Raw genomic sequence first — 19,594 nt, 5'->3', positions numbered from 1 at the left:
ACCCGTCAATCGTCAGCAGATGCGCTTGCGGGGTGAAATATCTTCGCCAGCCCTTTATAGTGGCCGATCATCCTCATTTTTACCCCGTAGCCAGATAAGTAGCCGAGCCACCATGTCCGAGCCACGCCAGATTCTCGTCACCAGCGCCCTGCCCTATGCCAATGGATCGATCCATCTCGGCCATATGCTGGAGTACATCCAGACGGACATGTGGGTGCGCTTCCAGAAGCTGCGCGGCAACCAGTGCATCTATGTCTGCGCCGACGACGCCCACGGTTCGGCCATCATGCTGCGCGCCGAAAAGGAAGGCATCACCCCGGAACAGCTGATCGCCAACGTCCAGGCCGAGCACAGCAGCGATTTCGCCGACTTCCTGGTGGACTTCGACAACTTCCACTCCACCCACAGCGAAGAGAACCGCGAGCTGTCGAGCCTGATCTACTCGCGCCTGCGTGAAGCCGGGCACATCGCCACCCGTTCGGTGACCCAGTACTTCGACCCGGAAAAAGGCATGTTCCTCGCCGACCGCTTCATCAAGGGCACCTGCCCGAAGTGCGCGGCCGAAGACCAGTACGGCGACAACTGCGAAAAATGCGGCGCCACCTACGCACCCACCGAGCTGAAGAACCCCAAGTCAGCGATCTCCGGTGCCACCCCGGTACTGCGTGATTCCCAGCACTTTTTCTTCAAGCTGCCAGACTTCCAGGCCATGCTGCAGCAATGGACCCGAAGCGGCACCCTGCAGGACGCGGTAGCCAACAAGCTGGCGGAATGGCTGGATTCCGGCCTGCAGGAGTGGGATATCTCCCGCGACGCGCCGTACTTCGGCTTCGAGATCCCGGGTGAGCCTGGCAAGTACTTCTACGTATGGCTGGATGCGCCGATCGGCTACATGGCCAGCTTCAAGAACCTCTGCGCACGCCGCCCGGAGCTGGACTTCGACGCCTTCTGGAACGAAGGCTCCAAGGCCGAGCTGTACCACTTCATCGGCAAGGACATCGTCAACTTCCACGCCCTGTTCTGGCCAGCCATGCTCGAAGGCGCCGGCTTCCGCAAGCCGACCGCGGTCAACGTGCACGGCTACCTGACGGTCAACGGCGCCAAGATGTCCAAGTCGCGCGGCACCTTCATCAAGGCCCGCACCTACCTGGACCACCTGCAGCCGGAATACCTGCGTTACTACTATGCGGCCAAGCTGGGCCGTGGCGTCGACGACCTGGACCTGAACCTGGAAGACTTCGTGCAGAAGGTCAACTCCGACCTGGTCGGCAAGGTCGTCAACATTGCCAGCCGCTGCGCCGGTTTCATCCACAAGGGCAACGAGGGTGTGATGGTAAGCGGTGATGCCGCGCCTGAGCTGACCGAAGCCTTCCTGGCTGCCGCACCTTCCATCGCCGAAGCCTATGAGGCCCGTGATTTTGGCCGCGCCATGCGCGAAATCATGGCACTGGCCGACCGCGCCAACGCCTGGATCGCCGACAAGGCACCGTGGTCACTGGCCAAGCAGGAAGGCAAGCAGGATGAAGTCCAGGCCATCTGCGCCCAAGGCATCAACCTGTTCCGCCAGCTGGTGATCTTCCTCAAACCGGTACTGCCGGTGCTGGCCGCTGACGCCGAGGCTTTCCTCAACGTGGCCCCGCTGACCTGGAACGACCACCTGACACGCCTGGAAAACCACACGCTTAACCCGTTCAAGGCCTTGATGAGCCGTATCGAGCCGGCCAAGGTCGAAGCCATGGTCGCTGCCAGCAAGGAAGACCTGCTGGCTGCCGAAGCCAAGGCCCCGGCGGGCAATGGCGAGCTGGCCAAGGACCCGCTGTCGGCAGAGATCGAGTTCGATACCTTCGCTGCCGTCGACCTGCGTGTGGCGCTGATCGTCAAGGCTGAAGCCGTGGCGGGTGCCGACAAGTTGCTGCAACTGACCCTGGACATTGGTGACGAGCGCCGCAACGTGTTCTCCGGCATCAAGTCGGCCTACCCAGACCCGTCCAAGCTGGAGGGCCGCCTGACCATGATGGTCGCCAACCTCAAACCCCGGAAGATGCGCTTTGGCGTGTCCGAAGGCATGGTCATGGCTGCCGGCCCTGGCGGCGAAGAAATCTACCTGCTGAGCCCGGACAGCGGCGCCAAGCCAGGCCAGCGCATCAAGTAACCGCCCTGCGGGCCATTGTGGGAGCGGGCTGCCCGCTCCCACAATTACGCAGGCCCCTTCATGCCAAACCCGGACAATCGCCCCGATTCCCGGCTATCGTCATCTCATGAATGACTACATCCTGGTCCTGATCAGCGCCGCACTGATCAATCACCTGTGCCTGCTTCGACAGCCACTCCCCGGGCTGCAACTGCAGGTGCACGGCCTGGCCTGCGCCCTGTGCATCGCCCTGGGCGTAATCGGCGCGCAGCTGCTGGTGCACGCGGTACTTGCCCCGTTGCACATCCACGATCTTGCCCTGTTTCTGCTATTGCCCTGGCTGGCCTTGCTCGCTTGGGGACTGCCCTGGCTTTTGGCCAAGTGGCGCCCGGCCTGGCCTGTAGTGGGGTTGCCAGCGCTGCTGTTGAGCAATGCAGCAGCGCTTGGGCTGGCCCTGCAGCAGACAAGCGACGGCAGCACCTGGCCAACCATGCTGCTCCAAGGCTTGCTGACGGGTGGCGGCTTCTGGCTGGCGCTGATGGTGTTCGCCGACCTGCGCCAGCGCAGCGCCCACGCCGATATCCCCAACGTGCTGCGCGGCCTGCCCATCGAATTGATCGGTGCCGGGGTGATGGCCATGGCGTTTTCCGGTTTCAACGGAATGTTTGGCCAATGAGCAGTCCCGATCCGCGCCTACGCACCAGCATGGGCCTGGTCTTGCTAGCCTGCACGCCTGGACTGCTGGCGCTGTTGTGGCTGCATGGCTGGGGCATGATGCTGAACCTGTTGCTGTGCGCCAGTGCCGCGCTGCTGTGCGAGGCATTGCTGCTGGCACTGCGCAGCCAATCACTGAGCCAGGCGCTCAACGACGGCAGCGCACTGGTGACCGCCGTACTGCTGGCGGCCGCCCTGCCCACCTTGGCGCCATGGTGGCTGCCGGTCATCGCGGCAAGTGTCGCGATCGGAATCGGCAAGCAGGCCTACGGTGGGGTCGGGCGAAATCTGTTCAATCCGGCCATGGTGGGTTATGCCTTCGTGCTGCTCAGCTTCCCGTTGCAGATGAACCATTGGCCTGGGCAGGCCCCAGGCCTGCTCGACAGCGTGCAGCAGGTGTTCGCTGGGGGCGAACAGATCGATGCCTGGGCCCGTCCGACATTGCTCGACGGCTTGCGCCACAACCGCAGCCTGACCATCGACGAACTGTTTGCCAGCCATCCAGGCTTTGGCAACATTGGCGGGGCAGGCAGCGAATGGGTCAACCTGGCATTCCTGCTTGGTGGCCTGTTCTTGTTGCAGCGCAAGGTGATCAGTTGGCATGCACCGGCAGGTTTGCTGGCAGGGCTATTGGTATTCAGCTTGTTGGGCTGGAACGGTTCGGGGTCGGACTCCAATGGCTCGCCTTTGCTGCACCTGTTTTCCGGCTCGACCATGCTGGCAGCCTTCTTCATTGCGACCGAGCCAGTGTCCGGCCCCAGAGACGACTGGGCCAAGCTGTGCTTCGGCGTGGGAACAGGAGTGCTCATCTACCTGATTCGTACCTGGGGCAGCTATCCGGATGGCACCGCGTTCGCCGTCCTGCTGATGAACCTTTTCGCACCGGCACTCGAGCGCATGGCTGCGCAGCGTCAGCAGGCAGCCCGATGAAGCGCGGGGTTCGGGATGTGGGCCTGTTGCTGCTGACGGGAGTATTGGCAGTGTCTGCCACCCTGGCCTGGCGGCAGTGGACCGGTCCGGCCATCGCCGGCGCTGAAAAGCAGCTGCAAAGCCGCCAGCGGCTGGCCGTGCTGCCCGACGGTAGCTATGACAACCAGCCCCTGGAAAGCCCGCTGCCAAGGCCCGCCGCACAGAGGCCCAACAGCCGTATCCTGGCGGCTTACCGTGCCACTGTGGCAGGTAAGCCAAGCGCCATTATCCTGATCACACAGGCCCAGGGGTATGCCGGGCCGATCGTGCTGAGCGTCGCCATCACCACGGACGGCCAGCTGATCGGCAGCCAGGTTGTCGAACAACAGGAAAGCCCCGGGCTGGGCGATCGCCTGGGGGATCCGCGATTGCACTGGCTGAGTCAGTTCAACAACCGCGATCAGGGCGATCACTGGGCGCTGAAGCGGGACCAGGGTGACTTTGACCAATTGGCCGGCGCAACCGTGACCTCGCGCGCGGTGATCGCCGCATTGCAGGATGCGCTGAGCTATTTCGACGAGCAGCGTAGTGTATTGCTGGAGGGCGCCACCCATGAATAGGTTCTGCCTGCTGGCCATGAGCCTGGCGCCACTGCTGGGTGCCACCCGAACGCTGGCTGAAGGCGCGGCCATCGGCCTGTGCGCAGTACTGATGGGGTGCCTGCACCAACTGTTGCTGGCGCCACTGCGTAAACACATGGCCAGCTGGGCCTATGTACTGGCTAGCCTGTTGCTGCTGGCAGCCTTGGCCAGTTGCCTGCAGTTGGCCCTGCGGGCCTGGCTGCTACCACTGGCCATTGCCCTGGGCCACTATCCCGCATTGTTGTGCCTGCAATGCCTGGCCAGTGACCACCTGCTACCTGACCAACGCCGCTGGCGCCTGCTCGCAAAGCACCTCGGCGCTGTCTTTGCCATTTGCCTGCTGCTGGGCGCCAGCCGCCAATGGCTGGCTGACCATGCCGAGCTGCACCTGGCCAGCCTCGCACCCGGTGCGCTACTGCTGCTGGGTCTGCTGTTGGCCTTGTACAATCGCCTGCTTCCGGACCCTGCCCACCCACCTCGTCAAGGAAAGCCCTGATTTCATGAATGCCGCCAAACGCCTGGAGATTTTTCGCAGGCTGCACGAAGACAACCCCGACCCAAAGACCGAACTGGCCTACACGACCCCGTTTGAACTGCTGGTCGCCGTGACACTGTCCGCGCAATCCACCGACGTCGGCGTCAACAAGGCCACTGCCCGCCTGTTCCCCGTCGCCAACACCCCCGAGGCCATCTATGCCCTGGGCGTTGAAGGCCTCAGCGAATACATCAAGACCATCGGGCTTTACAACAGCAAGGCCAAGAATGTCATCGAAACGTGTCGGCTACTGATCGAGCGCCACGACAGCCAGGTACCGCAAACCCGCGAAGCGCTGGAGGCGCTACCCGGCGTCGGCCGCAAAACCGCCAACGTGGTGCTAAACACGGCGTTTCGCCAACCGGCCATGGCCGTGGATACCCATATCTTCCGGGTGAGTAACCGCACAGGCATCGCGCCAGGCAAAACGGTGCTGGAAGTGGAAAAGAAACTGCTCAAGTTTGTACCCAAGGACTACCTGCTCGACGCCCACCACTGGCTGATCCTGCACGGGCGCTACGTGTGCCAGGCGCGCAAGCCAAGGTGCGGCAGCTGCAGGATCGAAGATTTGTGCGAGTACAAGCACAAAACCTCCGACGATTGAGCCGATAGCCAAAAACCACTCACATCGATTGAAAAAATCTTTTTTACCAGCGTCTGCTTTCTGGTTATAAGGACGGCCAATGGCCCCTTGGCTTGGAGCGACTCATGAGTACCGATAAAGACGACCTGTCGATCGATGATGATTTTGTTGCCGCAGACGATGACGCGGAGCCACAGGTTGAAATCGCAAAGACCAACCTGAGCAAACGTCGCACCATCGACAACATGCTGGAAGAACGGCGCCTGCAAAAGCAGTTGGCCGATTTCGATTACGACCTGTAGTGCGGGTCCCGTAGTCAGGGACCGATAGCCTTGGCAAAGCCTCCTGGCTGGAGGCTTCAAGGCTTGGCGATCAGTTCAGACCTTGCCGTTGCGCCAGCTCGATCAGGTCAACCAGTGACCGTGCATTGAGCTTTAGCAACAGCCGCGACTTGTAGGTACTGACCGTCTTGTTACTGAGGTACATGCTGTCGGCAATCTCCTTGTTCGAACGCCCTCGCGCCAGTTGTTGCAGCACCGTCATTTCTCGCGCAGAAAGGCGATTCACCATATCCGTCTCGCTGCCCGCCCCCCTGCCACGTGACGCATGCAAGGCCTGGTTGGGGAAGTAGCTGTAACCCGACAACACAGCCTTGATAGCGCTGAGCAGTTCGGTAAGCTCCTGCTGCTTGCACACGTAACCCGCCGCCCCTGCCTGCATGCAGCGCATCGAAAAGTTGCCGGGGGCCTGTGACGTCAGCACCAGTACCTTGCTACCCGGGCTGAATGTCGCCATGCGGGCGATCACCTCCAGGCCATCCAGTTTCGGGATACCGATATCCAGCACCACAATATCCGGCAGGTGTTGCCGTGTCAGCTGCAACGCAGCTACCCCATTGTCAGTCTCCGCCACAACGTCATACCCATGCCGCTCCATCAGCATGCGTACGGCCAGGCGTATGACCGGATGATCATCCACGATAAGCACTTTATTCATGCGATATCCATACATTGTTGTTGCTTTGGCACGCCACGATAACCGACAGGACGCTTGCTGGCGCGGCGATTTACCAGCGAAAGCCATGGACAGACAAAGCCTACAGAACTTACAGAAACTTCCTACACACAATGACTATGGTTGTAACAAATAAATTACTTATTACCGAAAAAAGGTACCACCCACTGACATAAACGTACCAGTTGAATACTGATCTTCAGCAAAGGAAAACTTCCGACTCAAACACGTCGAAAAAGCAACACAACGAGGTTCTCTGACGATCATTCCTCCCCCGGGAAACAATCCAGCCTTTAGTTGAGTACAGCAGTAAGGTAAAGATGGACAAAACCGCTGGAGACGGCCCATATGACCCAAGCACAACCTGTCGCCCCGCTGACGATCATTGCCATCTTCGCGGGGATCATCGAAGCCTCCGCCCTTGCCACACTGCCATTTCTCGGCGAGTCCAGCCAAAAGCTCTACACCTGGTTCCTGGTAGGCTTTCCATTCTTTCTGACGGCACTGTTTTTTCTGACACTCAACTTCAATTACAAGTCGTTCTATAGCCCGCTTCCCAACAACACAGCACACGACAACACGCCAGCACTGAGCAGTGTGGCCACACCCGCAATTGCCAATGATGCCCCCGAGGCGGTACAGGGCGAACCTGTCACTTTCATGTTCTCCGGCCCCGACGCCTGTCGCATGATGGAACAACAACTCTTGCACGCACTTGCCCAACCGCCCGAGCCAGCGCGCGTCTGGCGCTTTTGTAATCTGGACAGACGTCAATGTGCGCAGCTTTCGATCAGCGCACTCGAGGGCGATGATGTGAGCCATCGAAGTTGAACGACCCGCCTTTGCGCGGGCATAAAAAAACCCCGGACCGAGCCGGGGTTTTCGCACACACCAGCAATCAGAGCAGCGAACGGCCCTTGTTGGCGGCAATGCGCATACGCAGAGCATTGAGCTTGATGAAGCCAGCAGCATCTGCCTGGTTGTAGGCACCACCATCTTCTTCAAAGGTGGCGATGTTGGCATCGAACAGCGAATCGTCCGACTTGCGGCCAACCACGGTCACATTGCCCTTGTACAGTTTCAGGCGCACCACACCATTCACGTTGACCTGCGAAGCATCGATCATCTGTTGCAGCATCAGACGCTCCGGGCTCCACCAGTAGCCGGTGTAGATCAGGCTGGCATACTTTGGCATCAGCTCATCTTTCAGGTGAGCGACTTCGCGGTCCAGGGTGATCGACTCGATGGCACGGTGTGCCTTGAGCATGATGGTACCGCCAGGCGTTTCGTAGCAACCGCGCGACTTCATGCCGACGTAACGGTTTTCGACGATGTCCAGACGGCCGATGCCGTTGGCACCACCGATACGGTTCAGGTCTGCCAGGACGGTGGCCGGGGATTTCTCGACGCCGTCGATGGCAACGATGTCACCATTGCGGTAGGTCAACTCGATGTAGGTAGCCTGGTCCGGGGCGTTCTCAGGCGAGACACTCCAGCGCCACATGTCTTCTTCGTGCTCGGTCCAGGTATCTTCCAGGACACCGCCTTCATAGGAGATGTGCAGCAGGTTGGCGTCCATCGAGTACGGCGACTTCTTCTTGCCGTGGCGCTCGATCGGGATGCCGTGCTTCTCGGCGTAGTCCATCAGCTTTTCGCGGGACAGCAGGTCCCACTCGCGCCATGGAGCGATGACCTTGACGCCTGGCTTCAGGGCATAGGCACCCAGCTCGAAGCGCACCTGGTCGTTACCCTTGCCGGTGGCGCCATGGGAAATGGCGTCAGCGCCGGTTTCGTTGGCGATTTCGATCAGGCGCTTGGCGATCAGCGGACGGGCGATGGAAGTACCCAGCAGGTACTCGCCTTCGTAGACGGTGTTGGCGCGGAACATCGGGAACACGAAATCACGCACGAATTCTTCGCGCAGGTCGTCGATGTAGATCTCTTTAACGCCCATTGCCTGGGCCTTGGCACGGGCCGGTTCGACCTCTTCGCCCTGCCCCAGGTCAGCAGTGAAGGTCACCACTTCGCAGTTGTAGGTATCCTGCAGCCACTTGAGAATCACCGAAGTATCAAGGCCGCCGGAATACGCCAGTACGACCTTTTTTACGTCCGCCATGCCATCACTCCACGGGGTTGTACGGAAAGGGATCGATTCTACCGGCGTTGCGGATAAATTTACAGTGGGGCGACAGCTTCTGACGACAAAGCGACAGGAACTTTCGTAGGGGCGACGGGCGGTCGGTTGAGGGATGTGGCATGAGGACCTTGGAGGGGCGTCGAGCCGCAGCGTGCATGCCTTGAGGAGTTCAGCGCCGGTGAGATCGAGCGCCGCCAGGTGTCCGCCTCAAGACATTCTGCGCCTGTGAGATCGAGCGCCGCCAAGTGGCCGCCTCAAGACATTCTGCGCTTGTGAGATCGAGCGCCGCCCGCGCGGCGCTTCGCGGGTAAACCCGCTCCTACGTTTGTTTCGGGCCAATTATGCCTGTGGGATTCGCGCGCGAACGCCTTGGTGCCTATCTCGATATCGCGTCGTACCAACAAGGCGGTCGCGCGCGCCAGGCACAGGATGGACTGGCCCGAAACAAACGTAGGAGCGGGTTTACCCGCGAAGCGCCGCGCGGGCGGCGCTCGATCTCACAGGCGCAGAATGTGTCGAGGCGGACACCTGGCGGCGCTCGATCTCATAGACGCTGAAAATGTTGTGACGAACCCCTGGCGGCCTTGATGCGAGCCCATGACATGCACCGACCAGATCTCAGGGCGCCTTCGCCCCCGGGACGCCCGAGGCAGGTGCAACACCCGGCGCCGCTTGCTCAACCGGCTTTTCCACCGCTTTCTCAACCACCGCCACCCGATCCAGCTCGATATTCACCCGCCGATTACGCGCCCGATTCGACGCACTGTTGTTCTTCGCGAGCGGATAACGCTCGCCATGGAAGCGCACAGTGATCTGCTCTTCCGGCACACCGTTAGCCTTGAAATAATCGGCCACGGCCAATGCGCGGCGGCGTGACAGGTCGCGGTTGGCCAGGCGGTTGCCACTGTTGTCGGAATGCCCATTGAGCTCGACATGGTTCACCGTCGGGTCGGCTTTCATGTAATCGAGGATCACATCCAGCCGCGCCTTGGCTGCTGCATCCAGCTCGATACCGCCCCCGGGGAAACCCACCTGGGTCTGGCGCACCTGGTCGTAGTTCATCGGCAACAGCTTGCCCGCACAGACCTGATAGTCATTGTAGGCCTTGGCGAAGCTGACCGGCAGCACACGCACCTCCATCGGCCTGCCCGCCTCACCGGTGTAGTTGCGCACGACTGTGCTACGCCCGTCGAGCAAACCGTTGATCAGCCGGCTGGCCTGCCCTTGGGAGGAGCTGAACAGCACGCCACTGCGGGCCATTCGCACATTGCCCAGGTTGATATCGCCACGCCCAGGTTGCCACGGCGCTGCCGCAGCCAGCAGGCTGGCGGTGCCGGCACCCAGTACGTTGCTGTCCGACCGCAGCTGGAACACCGGCTGCTCGCCTGCCCGACGCACGAACGTACCGCTGCCGAAACCTTCGATCGGCTGGCTCAGACGGCACTCGAACTGGTCACCCTCGACCTTCCAGGCAATGTTCTCCATGCGCGTCTGGAAAGTCAGTGCGCCGGCCGGCAGGCTGGCGAACAGGGTCAACAGGGCTAGGTAACGCTGGCGCACGGGCGGCTCCACAAATTCTGACGGCTTACCAGCAGGCTATCGGACGCTGTCCGGAAAACTTGATAGCCGTGCTCGCCCCGGGGTTTTCCGGTAGGATTGGGGCTTGAGTTCGACCCGCCTGGAATCCCCAATGTCCGATCGCCTGACCCTCCTGCGCCCCGACGACTGGCACATCCATCTGCGCGATGGTGCCGTCCTGCCCCACACCGTTGGCGACGTGGCGCGTACCTTCGCCCGTGCCATCATCATGCCCAACCTCGTGCCGCCGGTGCGCAATGCCACCGAGGCCGGCGCCTACCGTGAGCGCATTCTGGCTGCCCGCCCGGCCGGCAGCCGCTTCGAGCCGCTGATGGTGCTGTACCTCACCGACAACATCAGCCCCGAGGACATCCGCGCGGCCAAGGCCAGCGGTTTCGTGTACGCCGCCAAGTTGTACCCGGCCGGCGCCACCACCAACTCCGATTCGGGCGTGACCAGCATCGACAACATCTTCCCGGCCATAGAGGCAATGGCGGAAGTGGGCATGCCGCTGCTGGTGCATGGCGAAGTGACCCGCAGCGAGATCGACGTGTTCGACCGCGAGAAGCGCTTCATCGACGAGCACATGCGCCGTGTGGTCGAGCGCTTCCCGACGCTGAAAGTGGTGTTCGAACACATCACCACCAGCGATGCCGCGCAGTTCGTCACCGAGGCCCCGGCCAACGTGGGTGCGACCATCACCGCCCAGCACCTGCTGTACAACCGCAACCACATGCTGGTTGGCGGCATTCGCCCGCACTTTTACTGCCTGCCGATCCTCAAGCGCAACACCCACCAGGTGGCCTTGCTGGACGCAGCCACCAGCGGCAATCCGAAGTTCTTCCTCGGCACCGACTCGGCACCTCATGCCCGTCACGCCAAGGAAGCAGCCTGTGGTTGCGCGGGTTGCTACACCGCTTATGCGGCCATCGAGATGTACGCCGAAGCGTTCGAGCAGCGTAACGCGCTGGACAAGCTGGAAGGCTTCGCCAGCCTGCACGGCCCGGCCTTCTATGGCCTGCCGGCGAACACCGACACCATTACCCTGGTCCGCGAAGAATGGACCGCTCCGGAAAGCCTGCCATTTGGCGAGCAAACCGTAGTCCCGCTGCGCGCTGGCGAAAAACTGCGCTGGCGCCTGCTGGAGAAAAACGCGTGAGCGAAGACCTTTACGAAGACGACCTGGAAACCCAAGGCAGCAGCGGTCCTCGCCACCCGATGGCCGAGCGCTTCCGCGGCTATCTGCCGGTCGTGGTGGATGTTGAAACCGGTGGTTTCAACAGCGCTACCGATGCATTGCTGGAAATTGCCGCCGTCACCATTGGCATGGACGAGAAAGGTTTCCTGTTCCCCGAACATACCTACTTCCACCGAGTGGAGCCGTTCGAGGGCGCCAACATCGAGCCGGCCGCACTTGAGTTCACCGGGATCAAGCTGGACCACCCGCTGCGCATGGCGGTCAGCGAGGAAAGCGCGATGACCGACATCTTCCGCGGCGTGCGCAAGGCACTCAAGGCCAACGGCTGCAAGCGGGCGATTCTGGTCGGCCACAACAGCAGCTTCGACCTGGGTTTCCTCAATGCAGCAGTGGCGCGCAATGACCTGAAGCGCAACCCGTTCCACCCGTTCTCCAGCTTCGACACCGCCACCCTGGCGGGCCTGGCGTATGGCCAGACCGTGCTGGCGCGGGCCTGCCAAAGCGCCGACATCGACTTCGACGGGCGTGAGGCGCACTCGGCACGTTATGACACCGAGAAAACCGCTGAGCTGTTCTGCGGCATCGTCAACCGCTGGAAAGAAATGGGCGGCTGGCGCGATTTCAACGATTGATCTGCTAAAGGCATTCGCGGGCACGCCCGCTCCCACAGGTTCACCTTTGCCTTCAGGCATGCAGAGAATCTGTGGGAGCGGGCGCGCCAGCGAAGAGGCCGGCACAGGAAGGCAAAAAAAACCGGCCACGAAGGCCGGTTTTTTCATGCACGCAGCAATTACAGCTTGCCAGCGTTCTCGCTCAGGTAGGCAGCAACGCCTTCAGGCGAAGCGTTCATGCCCTTGTCGCCTTTTTTCCAGTTGGCAGGGCACACTTCGCCGTGCTCTTCGTGGAACTGCAGAGCGTCAACCAGACGCAGCAGCTCGTCCATGTTACGACCCAGTGGCAGGTCGTTGACGATCTGCGAACGGACAACACCGTTGGTATCGATCAGGAAGGCACCACGGAAGGCCACGCCGCCTTCGGACTCGACGTCGTAGGCTTTGCAGATTTCGTGGGTCATGTCGGCAGCCAGGGTGTACTTCACCTGACCGATGCCGCCGTTGTTGACCGGGGTGTTACGCCAGGCGTTGTGGGTGAAGTGCGAGTCGATCGACACGCCGATCACTTCCACGTTGCGCGCCTGGAAGTCAGGGATGCGGTTGTCCAGGGCGATCAGCTCGGACGGGCAGACGAAGGTGAAGTCCAGCGGGTAGAAGAACACCAGGCCGTACTTGCCCTTGATGGCCGAGGCCAGGTTGAAGCTATCGACGATCTCGCCATTGCCCAGCACGGCCGGAACGGTGAAATCGGGGGCTTTCTTACCAACGAGTACGCTCATTGTAATCTCCTGATGAGGGTGAAAAACCGTTTGCCGGGCCAGACGAGCTTGCCCGACATCCAACAAAGGCCGACCATCATACACGGCTTCTCGTGACAGGCCGACTCCGTCGACAAAGCGACCACCGGTCGCTCAAGCACAGCCCTCTCAGAAAGATCTTTGACAAGCATTCTCATTACCATTAAGCTCCAACCCATCGACCCAACCAGCGATGGTCAGCCCTTATGTATGTGTGTCTTTGTGTCGGCGTTACCGACGGACAGATCCGCGATGCGATCTATGAAGGATGCTGCAGTTACAAGGAAGTGCGAGCCGCCACCAATGTCGCCAGCCAGTGTGGGAAATGCGCCTGCGTGGCCAAGCAGGTGGTCCGCGAGACCCTGACCGAGCTTCAGGTCAGCCAGGCAGCCCTGCCCTACCCCGTCGAATTTACCGCTGCCTGAACCCAGAATTTCAAGAACCGGACCTGGTGTCCGCGTATTCCAAGCCCGAAACAGTCAAGAATTTGATACAAAACAAAGGCCTACAGCGATGTAGGCCTTTGTCGTTTCTGGCCGGGGTTACGTCGGGGTCACGCTGCCGCCTGTCGGGGCGTTTTACCCCTTTCACTGGGTGTTCCAGACTGGGCAGCTCTGTTAGAGTCGGTGCGGTTCGACAATCAACACAAAAGGATATTGAGATGGCGCTTGATACTTTACGAGCTGCAACCCAATACAGTGACTTCAAGGGGGGCAGCGCAGCTGACCGGGCCGACCGTAGGGGGCCTGAAGAGTGGCTTCGCCAAAACGGTCACATGGCTGACCATGAATTCCTGGTCGGCATCGACTTCTCCGTTGGTGAAAATCACGGCGTCCATCGCGACCCCGTTTATGTCACCTTCCTAGTTTTTGAAGCTAAAGGCTACGACACCGTTGTAGGACATATCACTGCGCTCCCGGCTGATGAGCCAGTTGATGTACGTCGTGTTTCTGTGGAAATGCCACTGGTTGATTTCTTCTCTCTATTCAAGCGATTCAACGTAACGCTTTCGTCGCTGGAAGCAATGCAAGGTCGTGACTATCGTTTCGCTGATTAAGGCGCTATTCGAATCGGTCGCTCAGCAAATCCTTGTCGTTTCTAGTAGGGAAACGTCGTGGGTGACGCTGTGTAGCAACTGTTGGGCACCTCCGTCCCGACCAATAGTAAGCTTTATATAAAACAATAATCGTGAAGGTTTTAACTGCTCTCAGGAGTGTTAGCTCTATTCAAGGCCCAAAAACATAAACCAACGAAGCTGAGTGATGGTGTGGGGATCCCCAGTTCTCAACATCCAACCATCCATATCTCAAACAGTCTCGCCATCATTAATGCCTTATCTCATCCGTCAAGATGAATGTTGCAGTCATCCTTTGGTATTTATTTATAGTTTATAATCTGAAAAGGACCTCGCATGAGAATTGAAGAAGAATATAAAAAAACAGGATATTTCTGGCTACCTGGAAAGGAAGAAAGAAAGATTCCTGGAGTTTTGTCAATTGTCGATGGCGGAGATATTGAGCTAGAGATTGTCGGTCACTTCAATGACGAAATGGATGTGCTAGGCGAGAAAGACGACTTGGGTCGAATAATCGGTCATGTAGAAAAAGATGGATTAGTGACTCTGGATGACTGTTTTTACATTCAAAAAAACCTTGCATTTGGCGGGATATCAAAGTCGAGAATTCTTGTTAATAGAGTATACAGTGGTGCAGCTTGGGAAAAGGATGAGGCCGTAACTTTCGATTCCTTTGCATTTTCAGTTGATTGCTTAGACAGCTGGGTTAACATTAGCGGTATAAGCGTAGATCATGACTGGGAAAATAATACGGCGACTATTAGTTATGCTAGGCCAGAGAGAACAGTTCTCCTGCTAGATAATGGTATGAGTCTTGAAATTTGTTTCGCATATACCCCTCCGGGTTTTCCGAACATCACAGAAGCCAAGATCACCCAGCGGGCTTACTTTAATCTCAAATCAGAAGCATTACGAGACATTAAAGAATTCATCTCCACTGCCTTCAAGATAACCAACTTGATGTGTTTTGCGATGGATGAAGTAGTCACATTAAAAAATGTTTCGGCGACTTCACCTGAGATCCAGAGCGATGGGGGGAATGGTAAAATTTACCGAGTTCCGATTTCAATATATTATAAAAGTATTCCGTTTTCAGAAAAGGCGCCTAAAAAAAATTGGCATGAAATGCTTTTCAGTTTTGGAGTCATCAGAGCTGACGCTCAACAAGTTTTCAATAACTGGATAAATGCTTATGAGTATTTAGCCCCCGCACTGAATTTGTACTTCTCGACTAAAACAGGGTCTCAGAAGTATCTTGATGGTAAATTTCTAGCCTTGGCTCAGGGGCTCGAAACTTACCATCGACGGACCAGCAGCGAAACACTGATGGAACCAGGAGATTTTGAAGCCCTAGTTGCAGGAATTATCAAGGACTGTCCAGGTGAGCATGTCGGCTGGTTAAGTGGTAGATTGATGCATGGGAATGAGATTAACTTGGGAAAGCGACTGAAACGGATTGTTGAGCCATTCAAAAATCACCTAGGAAAGAGAGATCAAAGAACCAAAATTTTAAGAAAAATAGTAGACACTAGAAATTATCTAACGCACTACAGTGAGAATTTGAAAGAAGAAGCTGCTACTGGGAGAGATCTTTGGGTTCTGTGTCAAAAAATGGAAGCCATATTCAGCTTGCACTTCCTCAAGGTTATCGGTTTTACTGATGAAGAAATAAATGGGGTGGTTAAAAATTCTCACCCACTAAATAAGAAGCTAAAAGAAATTTAAGCCTCAAAGCAAATCACGCCCGCGACGGCTCAGTGCTCGGCACCGTTCACCGGGGGATGGCTGGCACGATGATGGTCGGGCCGGGGCGTCGCACTGCTCGGCGCTCGATCCTCGGTAGTTGCTGATGTCGCGCTCCACCGTTTCGCGCACCACAGCGGCATCACGGCGCTGCTCATCGGTCAAGGGCAGTTCCTCGACCCATCGGGTATAGGCTAGGTCGTGGGCCTCGGGCAACTGGCCAGGATCTTTCATGTCCGGCTCGTCAACGGGCGGTGTCCAGACGTGGGGATCGAAGGCAGGTTCGGCTGTTACACGCTCGGCTTCGATCACAGGGAGGGCCTGTTCTTGTTCATGGGCTGCCTTGGCCAGGGCAAAGGCGATCCGTTGGGCCGCTTCGAAGTCGGACATATTGCCGATGTTGACTTGAGTGTTGACCTGCACATCAGGATGGTCGTCCCCACGCTGTGGAGCCGGGAACAGGCGACTGAGTACCTGGGTGTAAAAAACAGTTCTGTTGGCAGTTGCCCATGACAGCATGTCATCCACGCCACCAAGGCGCTCGAATGTCGTCAGAATTGACCCAGCAAGCTCGGCACTAACCAACTGCCTTTCGCCCTTGTCTAGGGACTTGCGAAGCCGACCGCCTGTTTTCGGCTGTCCTGGCGGTCTACCTCTGGCCATGTCAGTCATCCCCCAAGGTCACGGTCACGGCCTTGAGGTGACCGTCCTCGGTGTAGGCAAAGCGTACAGTGGCCGGGGGCGCTGCTTCGGGCCGTGGCTGTTCGGCCAGCCACAGGTTGAGTGTGGTGGCCAGGGCGCGGGCTTCTGCCACCGGGTCATCGGTGAAGGTCACGGTAGCCATGGCTCACACCTCGGGATCGTTGCCATACAGCTTGCGGGGGCGGTTCAGCTTGGCCGGTGGCACAGGCTGGCCGTCATAGCGAACCTCGCTCGCTTGGTCTTCTGACACCATGCGCACCAGCTGGCCTGCCGCGTCTCGCTGTGCCAGGTAACGCACACCGTTGATCGTCACCGACCTGGCCAGCCCGGCGCCGTCGCGCTGGATGGTGGCCTCTATGGCCTTGGGCGCCCGCGTCTTGGGTGTCGCTGGAATCTGCTCGAAGCTGGTATAGGTCGGCTGCGGTCGGCTGATTTCCAGCTGCCTGCGCTGTTCTGCAAGGGCAGCTTGTACCCGCTCTTCCACCGCCTGCTCAATCATGGCTTCGATGGCGGAGCCGACACCGTGGCTTTCCACCGGTGTCGGGGCTTGTTGTTCGCGCCGACTTAACTGCCGGGCCATAAGTTGCATCTTGGGCGTCATAGTTCAGCCTCCTGGCGCAGGAGTTTTTTAACCTTCAACTGTTCGCCGCCGTGCCAGCTGTTCAGTTTCACCATGTCTTTCAACTTGGCCAATAAAACAGGCTGATCGCCGCGCAGTTCGAGTCGTGTGACGGCTGCCTCGGCGGCCAGAAACAGTTCATTGCCGTGGAACACATAATCGGCCATTTTATTTACTCCCCTTACGTTTCTGCCGTTTCAACCACTTCGCTCTTTCACGGGCAAGGCTATCGATTTTTCTGACTTCCTTAGATTTATCCACCATCACGCATACGGATAAGTTCCCGGTATCGAGCCTGCATCTGCGGGTCACGCTGGTACTTGGCTCGCTCGCTCGGGACTCGTAACATACTGTCAAAGGCAGCTAACTCCTGCGCAATACTGGCGCCATCGTTCGGAATTGCACCAATAGACTGCCGGTAAAGACCTTCGATAGCCGTAAATGTTGACAGCATATGAGTCCATGGGAAGTCACCGGCCCAGCAATCGAAGTGTTTTCTGTCGACAGCAGGAAGACGCTCAAGCTGTGCCTGGGCAAGTGCAATTACCTGCTGATAACCGTGGTCACCGTACTTGGCCGCGAGCCTGTTTATGGTTTGAGCCTTCACTTGCTCATTATGTTTCACCAACCGCTCGTATTGGGCGTCAGTCAATTGAGCTGTCGGGTCTGAAGAAGGTGCGCGTCCTTGCGCAGGGGTATTGCCATTTTGTTGTGCTTGCGTGGCACCGAGTTTTTTATTAGCCAGAGCCAGCCACTGCAACGAAGCGTCGAGAAATTGTTGGCGCTGCTTGATTGTGCCGCTTAGACCTTGAAGGTGATTACCGAAAGACTCGGCCAGCCAATCGCCGGCCGAGTCTCGCAGATCAAAACTGTGCTGCCGCTGTACCTTGGTCGGTGCCTTGGTGGCGTTGGCGGTAAAGAACGCTATCGCGGCCTGGACCAGATGCGATGGATATCCCAGCTTCGCTAGTTCGGCCATGTAGAGGCCACCCAACTCGCCAAGGATAACGTTTATTTGCTGTGACGTAGTTCCAGGCGGGAGCGCGGCACCAAACAGGGTCGGCCCAGTTTGACCTTGGTAAGCGATTTCCCGAGGGGTCAGCACATCGACATCAGTGCGGCCCCAGGTATCGGGCGATGGCGACAGCGGCGCCAGCACAGACTGGCCAGGGTCGTAGGGCTGAATGTCGCCAGCGTCGTAAAGATCAATGTCGTTAGGCATGATTCACCTCACGGCGGGTAATCACAGGCTCACAGCCGGGCGCCCTGTGCACCGTGACCTCGCTCACGGTGTAAACCAGTTTGCGATCAACGAAGTTGAGGTCGCCATTCCGGCCACGGAAAAACACAATGTCGGGGTGGTCTTCGAAGAAATACTTCAGCCCCATCTCCCGAAGATGCCCGTCGTACTTGCTGACGTAAAAATCGCTCGGGATTCCGTTGATTTCACCGGCGATCCGCTCGGCAATCTCGGGCCAATATCCATGGAATTCGCCATTGTTGCGACGGATCAGGTTTTTAATGGCCGTGACGACCATGCTGTCGATGTTGGAGCCAGACATTATATTAAGCTCTCCTTCGAAGGTGCTGTTTGCGCACGCGCGACCTGATTACGCATGGTCAGCCACGGTCGCATACAGAATTTATGCAGCCACGAGTTGTCCACCGGCTCGCCGCGTATATCTTTTTCGGGGATCAACTCGATATGCGCCAAGCGCTTAGCATCTTGTAGGCACCAGCGACATTGCGTGTTGGACGTGGGGAAGTGTTCCAAGCGATAGCGCATCTGCTCAATTGAGGATGGCGCAGCCAGCGAGACCAGAGACCAATCTCCGGTGGTGTTTCGCCATATGCCAACGTCCCACTTAATTAATTCCTCATGGATTTCCGGCTTGCGCAGGTAGTTGGTCAGTAGTTCAATATCGGGCGCCGCGTCACCCATTGACGCTGCTATAAAGCTGGCCATTGCACGGATGTCGCCACGGTAGCTGATGAACTGAATTGCCACAGCCTGGATGTGGCGGTTGATACTTTCGTCGTTCATGGCCGCAGGCTCGCGTGTTGTAACAGCTGATCCAAACAGTCTTCCTGGGTTTGGGCGCGCTCGATGACGGTAACACCATCGCTATTTCTAACAGCAGACCACAGCGTGTCCGGGCCGGTGTAGACGATGCGGTGATTGGATGGGAGTCGTTCGCCTACTGCACACAACATGGCAGGCAGCTTGACGAAGGTCAGTTGGTGCAGTTCGCAATACCCGCGACCTGCCTGAAGTACGAGGTATCGAGCCCAATAAGTTCTTCCAGCGTCGATCAGGATAAGTTCATCGAACGGGTTGAACTGGTGAGCTACCACAGCGTAGAAGCTTGACTCGCTCAAGCGCTCAAGTGGAACACCTGCCGGGACAACAATGCGGAATTCGTTACCCGCTGATTCGCGCAGACGAACATCTTTCGGTGCGAGGGTGATTATGGGCTGGCGGCGTTCGGTCGCAACATCGGATCTGGACACTTGCGGGTACTCCAACTGGTATTTGTTGGAATTATGTATAGCGCTGCGAAGTGCCGATGTTAATGCCGGGAGTGCAGATACATTGTTGTTGTA

At 58.2% G+C, this 19,594-nt stretch carries 25 protein-coding genes; 13 read left to right on the top strand and 12 right to left on the bottom strand.

The features are described from left to right. Positions 1 to 112 precede the first annotated feature (112 nt). From metG to PRJ_RS30025, 7 genes are all read left to right on the top strand, one after another. Positions 113 to 2,152: a methionine--tRNA ligase gene (gene metG / locus PRJ_RS05900; RefSeq protein ID WP_014860064.1), complete on the top strand. Its 2,040-nt coding sequence runs from the start codon at positions 113 to 115 to the stop codon at positions 2,150 to 2,152. 106 nt (positions 2,153 to 2,258) lie between these two features. Beyond that, entirely contained in the window at positions 2,259 to 2,807 is a 549-nt protein-coding gene (locus tag PRJ_RS05895; protein ID WP_104960922.1) for an Rnf-Nqr domain containing protein, read from the top strand. Further along, positions 2,804 to 3,775 carry an RnfABCDGE type electron transport complex subunit D gene (locus PRJ_RS05890; RefSeq protein ID WP_014589919.1) on the top strand — a complete coding sequence of 324 codons (972 nt, stop codon included), beginning with the start codon at positions 2,804 to 2,806 and terminating at the stop codon, positions 3,773 to 3,775. The genes PRJ_RS05895 and PRJ_RS05890 overlap by 4 nt, the downstream gene beginning before the upstream one ends. Further along, complete coding sequence (locus tag PRJ_RS05885) at positions 3,772 to 4,374, top strand: RnfABCDGE type electron transport complex subunit G (protein WP_104960921.1); 603 nt, start codon at positions 3,772 to 3,774, stop codon at positions 4,372 to 4,374. The genes PRJ_RS05890 and PRJ_RS05885 overlap by 4 nt, the downstream gene beginning before the upstream one ends. Beyond that, positions 4,367 to 4,891, top strand: coding sequence for an NADH:quinone oxidoreductase (locus PRJ_RS05880; protein ID WP_104960920.1), 525 nt, complete (start codon positions 4,367 to 4,369; stop codon positions 4,889 to 4,891). The genes PRJ_RS05885 and PRJ_RS05880 overlap by 8 nt, the downstream gene beginning before the upstream one ends. 4 nt (positions 4,892 to 4,895) lie before the next feature. Further along, entirely contained in the window at positions 4,896 to 5,534 is a 639-nt protein-coding gene (gene nth / locus PRJ_RS05875) for an endonuclease III (RefSeq protein WP_020193232.1), read from the top strand. Positions 5,535 to 5,638: 104 nt separating this feature from the next. Beyond that, on the top strand, positions 5,639 to 5,815 hold the full coding sequence (locus PRJ_RS30025) for a PA3496 family putative envelope integrity protein (RefSeq protein ID WP_010952256.1): 177 nt from the start codon (positions 5,639 to 5,641) through the stop codon (positions 5,813 to 5,815). A gap of 70 nt (positions 5,816 to 5,885) precedes the next feature. Here the strand turns inward: PRJ_RS30025 and PRJ_RS05870 are convergent, their stop codons facing one another. Further along, positions 5,886 to 6,509: a response regulator transcription factor gene (locus PRJ_RS05870; RefSeq protein ID WP_003254939.1), complete on the bottom strand. Its 624-nt coding sequence runs from the start codon at positions 6,507 to 6,509 to the stop codon at positions 5,886 to 5,888. Between the two features lie 366 nt (positions 6,510 to 6,875). On the opposite strand from PRJ_RS05870, the gene PRJ_RS05865 reads away from it, so the two are divergent. Next, a complete protein-coding gene (locus PRJ_RS05865; RefSeq protein WP_064492967.1) occupies positions 6,876 to 7,358 on the top strand; it encodes a hypothetical protein in 483 nt (160 codons plus the stop codon). Between the two features lie 67 nt (positions 7,359 to 7,425). Here the strand turns inward: PRJ_RS05865 and PRJ_RS05860 are convergent, their stop codons facing one another. Further along, positions 7,426 to 8,643, bottom strand: coding sequence for an argininosuccinate synthase (locus tag PRJ_RS05860; RefSeq protein WP_003254941.1), 1,218 nt, complete (start codon positions 8,641 to 8,643; stop codon positions 7,426 to 7,428). 639 nt (positions 8,644 to 9,282) lie between these two features. After that, complete coding sequence (locus PRJ_RS05845; RefSeq protein ID WP_104960919.1) at positions 9,283 to 10,224, bottom strand: OmpA family protein; 942 nt, start codon at positions 10,222 to 10,224, stop codon at positions 9,283 to 9,285. 130 nt (positions 10,225 to 10,354) lie between these two features. Here PRJ_RS05845 and pyrC point away from each other — a divergent pair, with 130 nt between their 5' ends. Both pyrC and rnt read left to right on the top strand, forming a co-directional pair. Then, on the top strand, positions 10,355 to 11,401 hold the full coding sequence (gene pyrC, locus PRJ_RS05840; RefSeq protein WP_003254943.1) for a dihydroorotase: 1,047 nt from the start codon (positions 10,355 to 10,357) through the stop codon (positions 11,399 to 11,401). 59 nt (positions 11,402 to 11,460) lie between these two features. Then, positions 11,461 to 12,072, top strand: a complete 612-nt coding sequence (gene rnt / locus PRJ_RS05835; RefSeq protein WP_010952252.1) for a ribonuclease T — start codon at positions 11,461 to 11,463, stop codon at positions 12,070 to 12,072. A gap of 158 nt (positions 12,073 to 12,230) precedes the next feature. Here rnt and PRJ_RS05830 read toward each other — a convergent pair whose 3' ends face one another. Further along, the gene (locus PRJ_RS05830) at positions 12,231 to 12,833 is read right to left on the bottom strand and encodes a peroxiredoxin (RefSeq protein ID WP_003254945.1); all 603 of its coding nucleotides are present in this window, start codon (positions 12,831 to 12,833) and stop codon (positions 12,231 to 12,233) included. Between the two features lie 224 nt (positions 12,834 to 13,057). Here PRJ_RS05830 and PRJ_RS05820 point away from each other — a divergent pair, with 224 nt between their 5' ends. The 3 genes from PRJ_RS05820 to PRJ_RS05810 all read left to right on the top strand — a co-directional run bounded on the left by PRJ_RS05820 (position 13,058) and on the right by PRJ_RS05810 (position 15,651). Next, entirely contained in the window at positions 13,058 to 13,276 is a 219-nt protein-coding gene (locus tag PRJ_RS05820; RefSeq protein WP_003254947.1) for a bacterioferritin-associated ferredoxin, read from the top strand. Between the two features lie 236 nt (positions 13,277 to 13,512). Continuing rightward, complete coding sequence (locus tag PRJ_RS05815; protein WP_104960917.1) at positions 13,513 to 13,908, top strand: hypothetical protein; 396 nt, start codon at positions 13,513 to 13,515, stop codon at positions 13,906 to 13,908. A gap of 354 nt (positions 13,909 to 14,262) precedes the next feature. Then, positions 14,263 to 15,651 carry a HEPN domain-containing protein gene (locus tag PRJ_RS05810; RefSeq protein WP_104960916.1) on the top strand — a complete coding sequence of 463 codons (1,389 nt, stop codon included), beginning with the start codon at positions 14,263 to 14,265 and terminating at the stop codon, positions 15,649 to 15,651. 3 nt (positions 15,652 to 15,654) lie between these two features. On the opposite strand, the gene PRJ_RS05805 is transcribed toward PRJ_RS05810, so the two are convergent. The 8 genes from PRJ_RS05805 to PRJ_RS05770 all read right to left on the bottom strand — a co-directional run bounded on the left by PRJ_RS05805 (position 15,655) and on the right by PRJ_RS05770 (position 19,501). Continuing rightward, entirely contained in the window at positions 15,655 to 16,188 is a 534-nt protein-coding gene (locus tag PRJ_RS05805; protein WP_104960915.1) for a hypothetical protein, read from the bottom strand. Between the two features lie 145 nt (positions 16,189 to 16,333). Continuing rightward, entirely contained in the window at positions 16,334 to 16,513 is a 180-nt protein-coding gene (locus PRJ_RS05800) for a hypothetical protein (RefSeq protein ID WP_104960914.1), read from the bottom strand. Positions 16,514 to 16,516: 3 nt separating this feature from the next. Continuing rightward, positions 16,517 to 16,972, bottom strand: a complete 456-nt coding sequence (locus PRJ_RS05795) for a hypothetical protein (RefSeq protein ID WP_104960913.1) — start codon at positions 16,970 to 16,972, stop codon at positions 16,517 to 16,519. Next, a complete protein-coding gene (locus PRJ_RS05790; RefSeq protein ID WP_104960912.1) occupies positions 16,969 to 17,157 on the bottom strand; it encodes a hypothetical protein in 189 nt (62 codons plus the stop codon). Before PRJ_RS05790 ends, PRJ_RS05795 begins: the two co-directional genes overlap by 4 nt. A gap of 86 nt (positions 17,158 to 17,243) precedes the next feature. Continuing rightward, on the bottom strand, positions 17,244 to 18,212 hold the full coding sequence (locus tag PRJ_RS05785) for a hypothetical protein (RefSeq protein ID WP_104960911.1): 969 nt from the start codon (positions 18,210 to 18,212) through the stop codon (positions 17,244 to 17,246). Then, complete coding sequence (locus PRJ_RS05780) at positions 18,205 to 18,552, bottom strand: hypothetical protein (RefSeq protein ID WP_104960910.1); 348 nt, start codon at positions 18,550 to 18,552, stop codon at positions 18,205 to 18,207. The genes PRJ_RS05785 and PRJ_RS05780 overlap by 8 nt, the downstream gene beginning before the upstream one ends. After that, entirely contained in the window at positions 18,552 to 19,034 is a 483-nt protein-coding gene (locus tag PRJ_RS05775; RefSeq protein WP_104960909.1) for a hypothetical protein, read from the bottom strand. The genes PRJ_RS05780 and PRJ_RS05775 overlap by 1 nt, the downstream gene beginning before the upstream one ends. Then, positions 19,031 to 19,501, bottom strand: a complete 471-nt coding sequence (locus PRJ_RS05770) for a hypothetical protein (RefSeq protein WP_104960908.1) — start codon at positions 19,499 to 19,501, stop codon at positions 19,031 to 19,033. The genes PRJ_RS05775 and PRJ_RS05770 overlap by 4 nt, the downstream gene beginning before the upstream one ends. Between the last annotated feature and the right edge of the window lie 93 nt (positions 19,502 to 19,594).

Source organism: Pseudomonas sp. XWY-1, from assembly GCF_002953115.1.
Taxonomy (GTDB): Bacteria; Pseudomonadota; Gammaproteobacteria; order Pseudomonadales; family Pseudomonadaceae; genus Aquipseudomonas; species Aquipseudomonas alloputida.
This window is presented reverse-complemented; position numbering and strand designations above follow the sequence as displayed.

What these genes read in the sequence shown, in the direction of transcription:
- PRJ_RS05790 (WP_104960912.1), bottom strand. Translation starts at nt 17,157, where the DNA reads ATGGCCGATTATGTGTTCCACGGCAATGAACTGTTTCTGGCCGCCGAG.
- PRJ_RS05860 (WP_003254941.1), bottom strand. Translation starts at nt 8,643, where the DNA reads ATGGCGGACGTAAAAAAGGTCGTACTGGCGTATTCCGGCGGCCTTGAT.
- PRJ_RS05890 (WP_014589919.1), top strand. Translation starts at nt 2,804, where the DNA reads ATGAGCAGTCCCGATCCGCGCCTACGCACCAGCATGGGCCTGGTCTTG.
- PRJ_RS05810 (WP_104960916.1), top strand. Translation starts at nt 14,263, where the DNA reads ATGAGAATTGAAGAAGAATATAAAAAAACAGGATATTTCTGGCTACCT.
- PRJ_RS05800 (WP_104960914.1), bottom strand. Translation starts at nt 16,513, where the DNA reads ATGGCTACCGTGACCTTCACCGATGACCCGGTGGCAGAAGCCCGCGCC.
- pyrC (WP_003254943.1), top strand. Translation starts at nt 10,355, where the DNA reads ATGTCCGATCGCCTGACCCTCCTGCGCCCCGACGACTGGCACATCCAT.
- metG (WP_014860064.1), top strand. Translation starts at nt 113, where the DNA reads ATGTCCGAGCCACGCCAGATTCTCGTCACCAGCGCCCTGCCCTATGCC.
- PRJ_RS05895 (WP_104960922.1), top strand. Translation starts at nt 2,259, where the DNA reads ATGAATGACTACATCCTGGTCCTGATCAGCGCCGCACTGATCAATCAC.
- PRJ_RS05785 (WP_104960911.1), bottom strand. Translation starts at nt 18,212, where the DNA reads ATGCCTAACGACATTGATCTTTACGACGCTGGCGACATTCAGCCCTAC.
- PRJ_RS05870 (WP_003254939.1), bottom strand. Translation starts at nt 6,509, where the DNA reads ATGAATAAAGTGCTTATCGTGGATGATCATCCGGTCATACGCCTGGCC.
- PRJ_RS05780 (WP_104960910.1), bottom strand. Translation starts at nt 18,552, where the DNA reads ATGTCTGGCTCCAACATCGACAGCATGGTCGTCACGGCCATTAAAAAC.
- PRJ_RS05830 (WP_003254945.1), bottom strand. Translation starts at nt 12,833, where the DNA reads ATGAGCGTACTCGTTGGTAAGAAAGCCCCCGATTTCACCGTTCCGGCC.
- PRJ_RS05865 (WP_064492967.1), top strand. Translation starts at nt 6,876, where the DNA reads ATGACCCAAGCACAACCTGTCGCCCCGCTGACGATCATTGCCATCTTC.
- PRJ_RS05885 (WP_104960921.1), top strand. Translation starts at nt 3,772, where the DNA reads ATGAAGCGCGGGGTTCGGGATGTGGGCCTGTTGCTGCTGACGGGAGTA.
- nth (WP_020193232.1), top strand. Translation starts at nt 4,896, where the DNA reads ATGAATGCCGCCAAACGCCTGGAGATTTTTCGCAGGCTGCACGAAGAC.
- PRJ_RS05805 (WP_104960915.1), bottom strand. Translation starts at nt 16,188, where the DNA reads ATGCTGTCATGGGCAACTGCCAACAGAACTGTTTTTTACACCCAGGTA.
- PRJ_RS05820 (WP_003254947.1), top strand. Translation starts at nt 13,058, where the DNA reads ATGTATGTGTGTCTTTGTGTCGGCGTTACCGACGGACAGATCCGCGAT.
- PRJ_RS05775 (WP_104960909.1), bottom strand. Translation starts at nt 19,034, where the DNA reads ATGAACGACGAAAGTATCAACCGCCACATCCAGGCTGTGGCAATTCAG.
- PRJ_RS05880 (WP_104960920.1), top strand. Translation starts at nt 4,367, where the DNA reads ATGAATAGGTTCTGCCTGCTGGCCATGAGCCTGGCGCCACTGCTGGGT.
- PRJ_RS05795 (WP_104960913.1), bottom strand. Translation starts at nt 16,972, where the DNA reads ATGACGCCCAAGATGCAACTTATGGCCCGGCAGTTAAGTCGGCGCGAA.
- PRJ_RS30025 (WP_010952256.1), top strand. Translation starts at nt 5,639, where the DNA reads ATGAGTACCGATAAAGACGACCTGTCGATCGATGATGATTTTGTTGCC.
- PRJ_RS05815 (WP_104960917.1), top strand. Translation starts at nt 13,513, where the DNA reads ATGGCGCTTGATACTTTACGAGCTGCAACCCAATACAGTGACTTCAAG.
- rnt (WP_010952252.1), top strand. Translation starts at nt 11,461, where the DNA reads ATGGCCGAGCGCTTCCGCGGCTATCTGCCGGTCGTGGTGGATGTTGAA.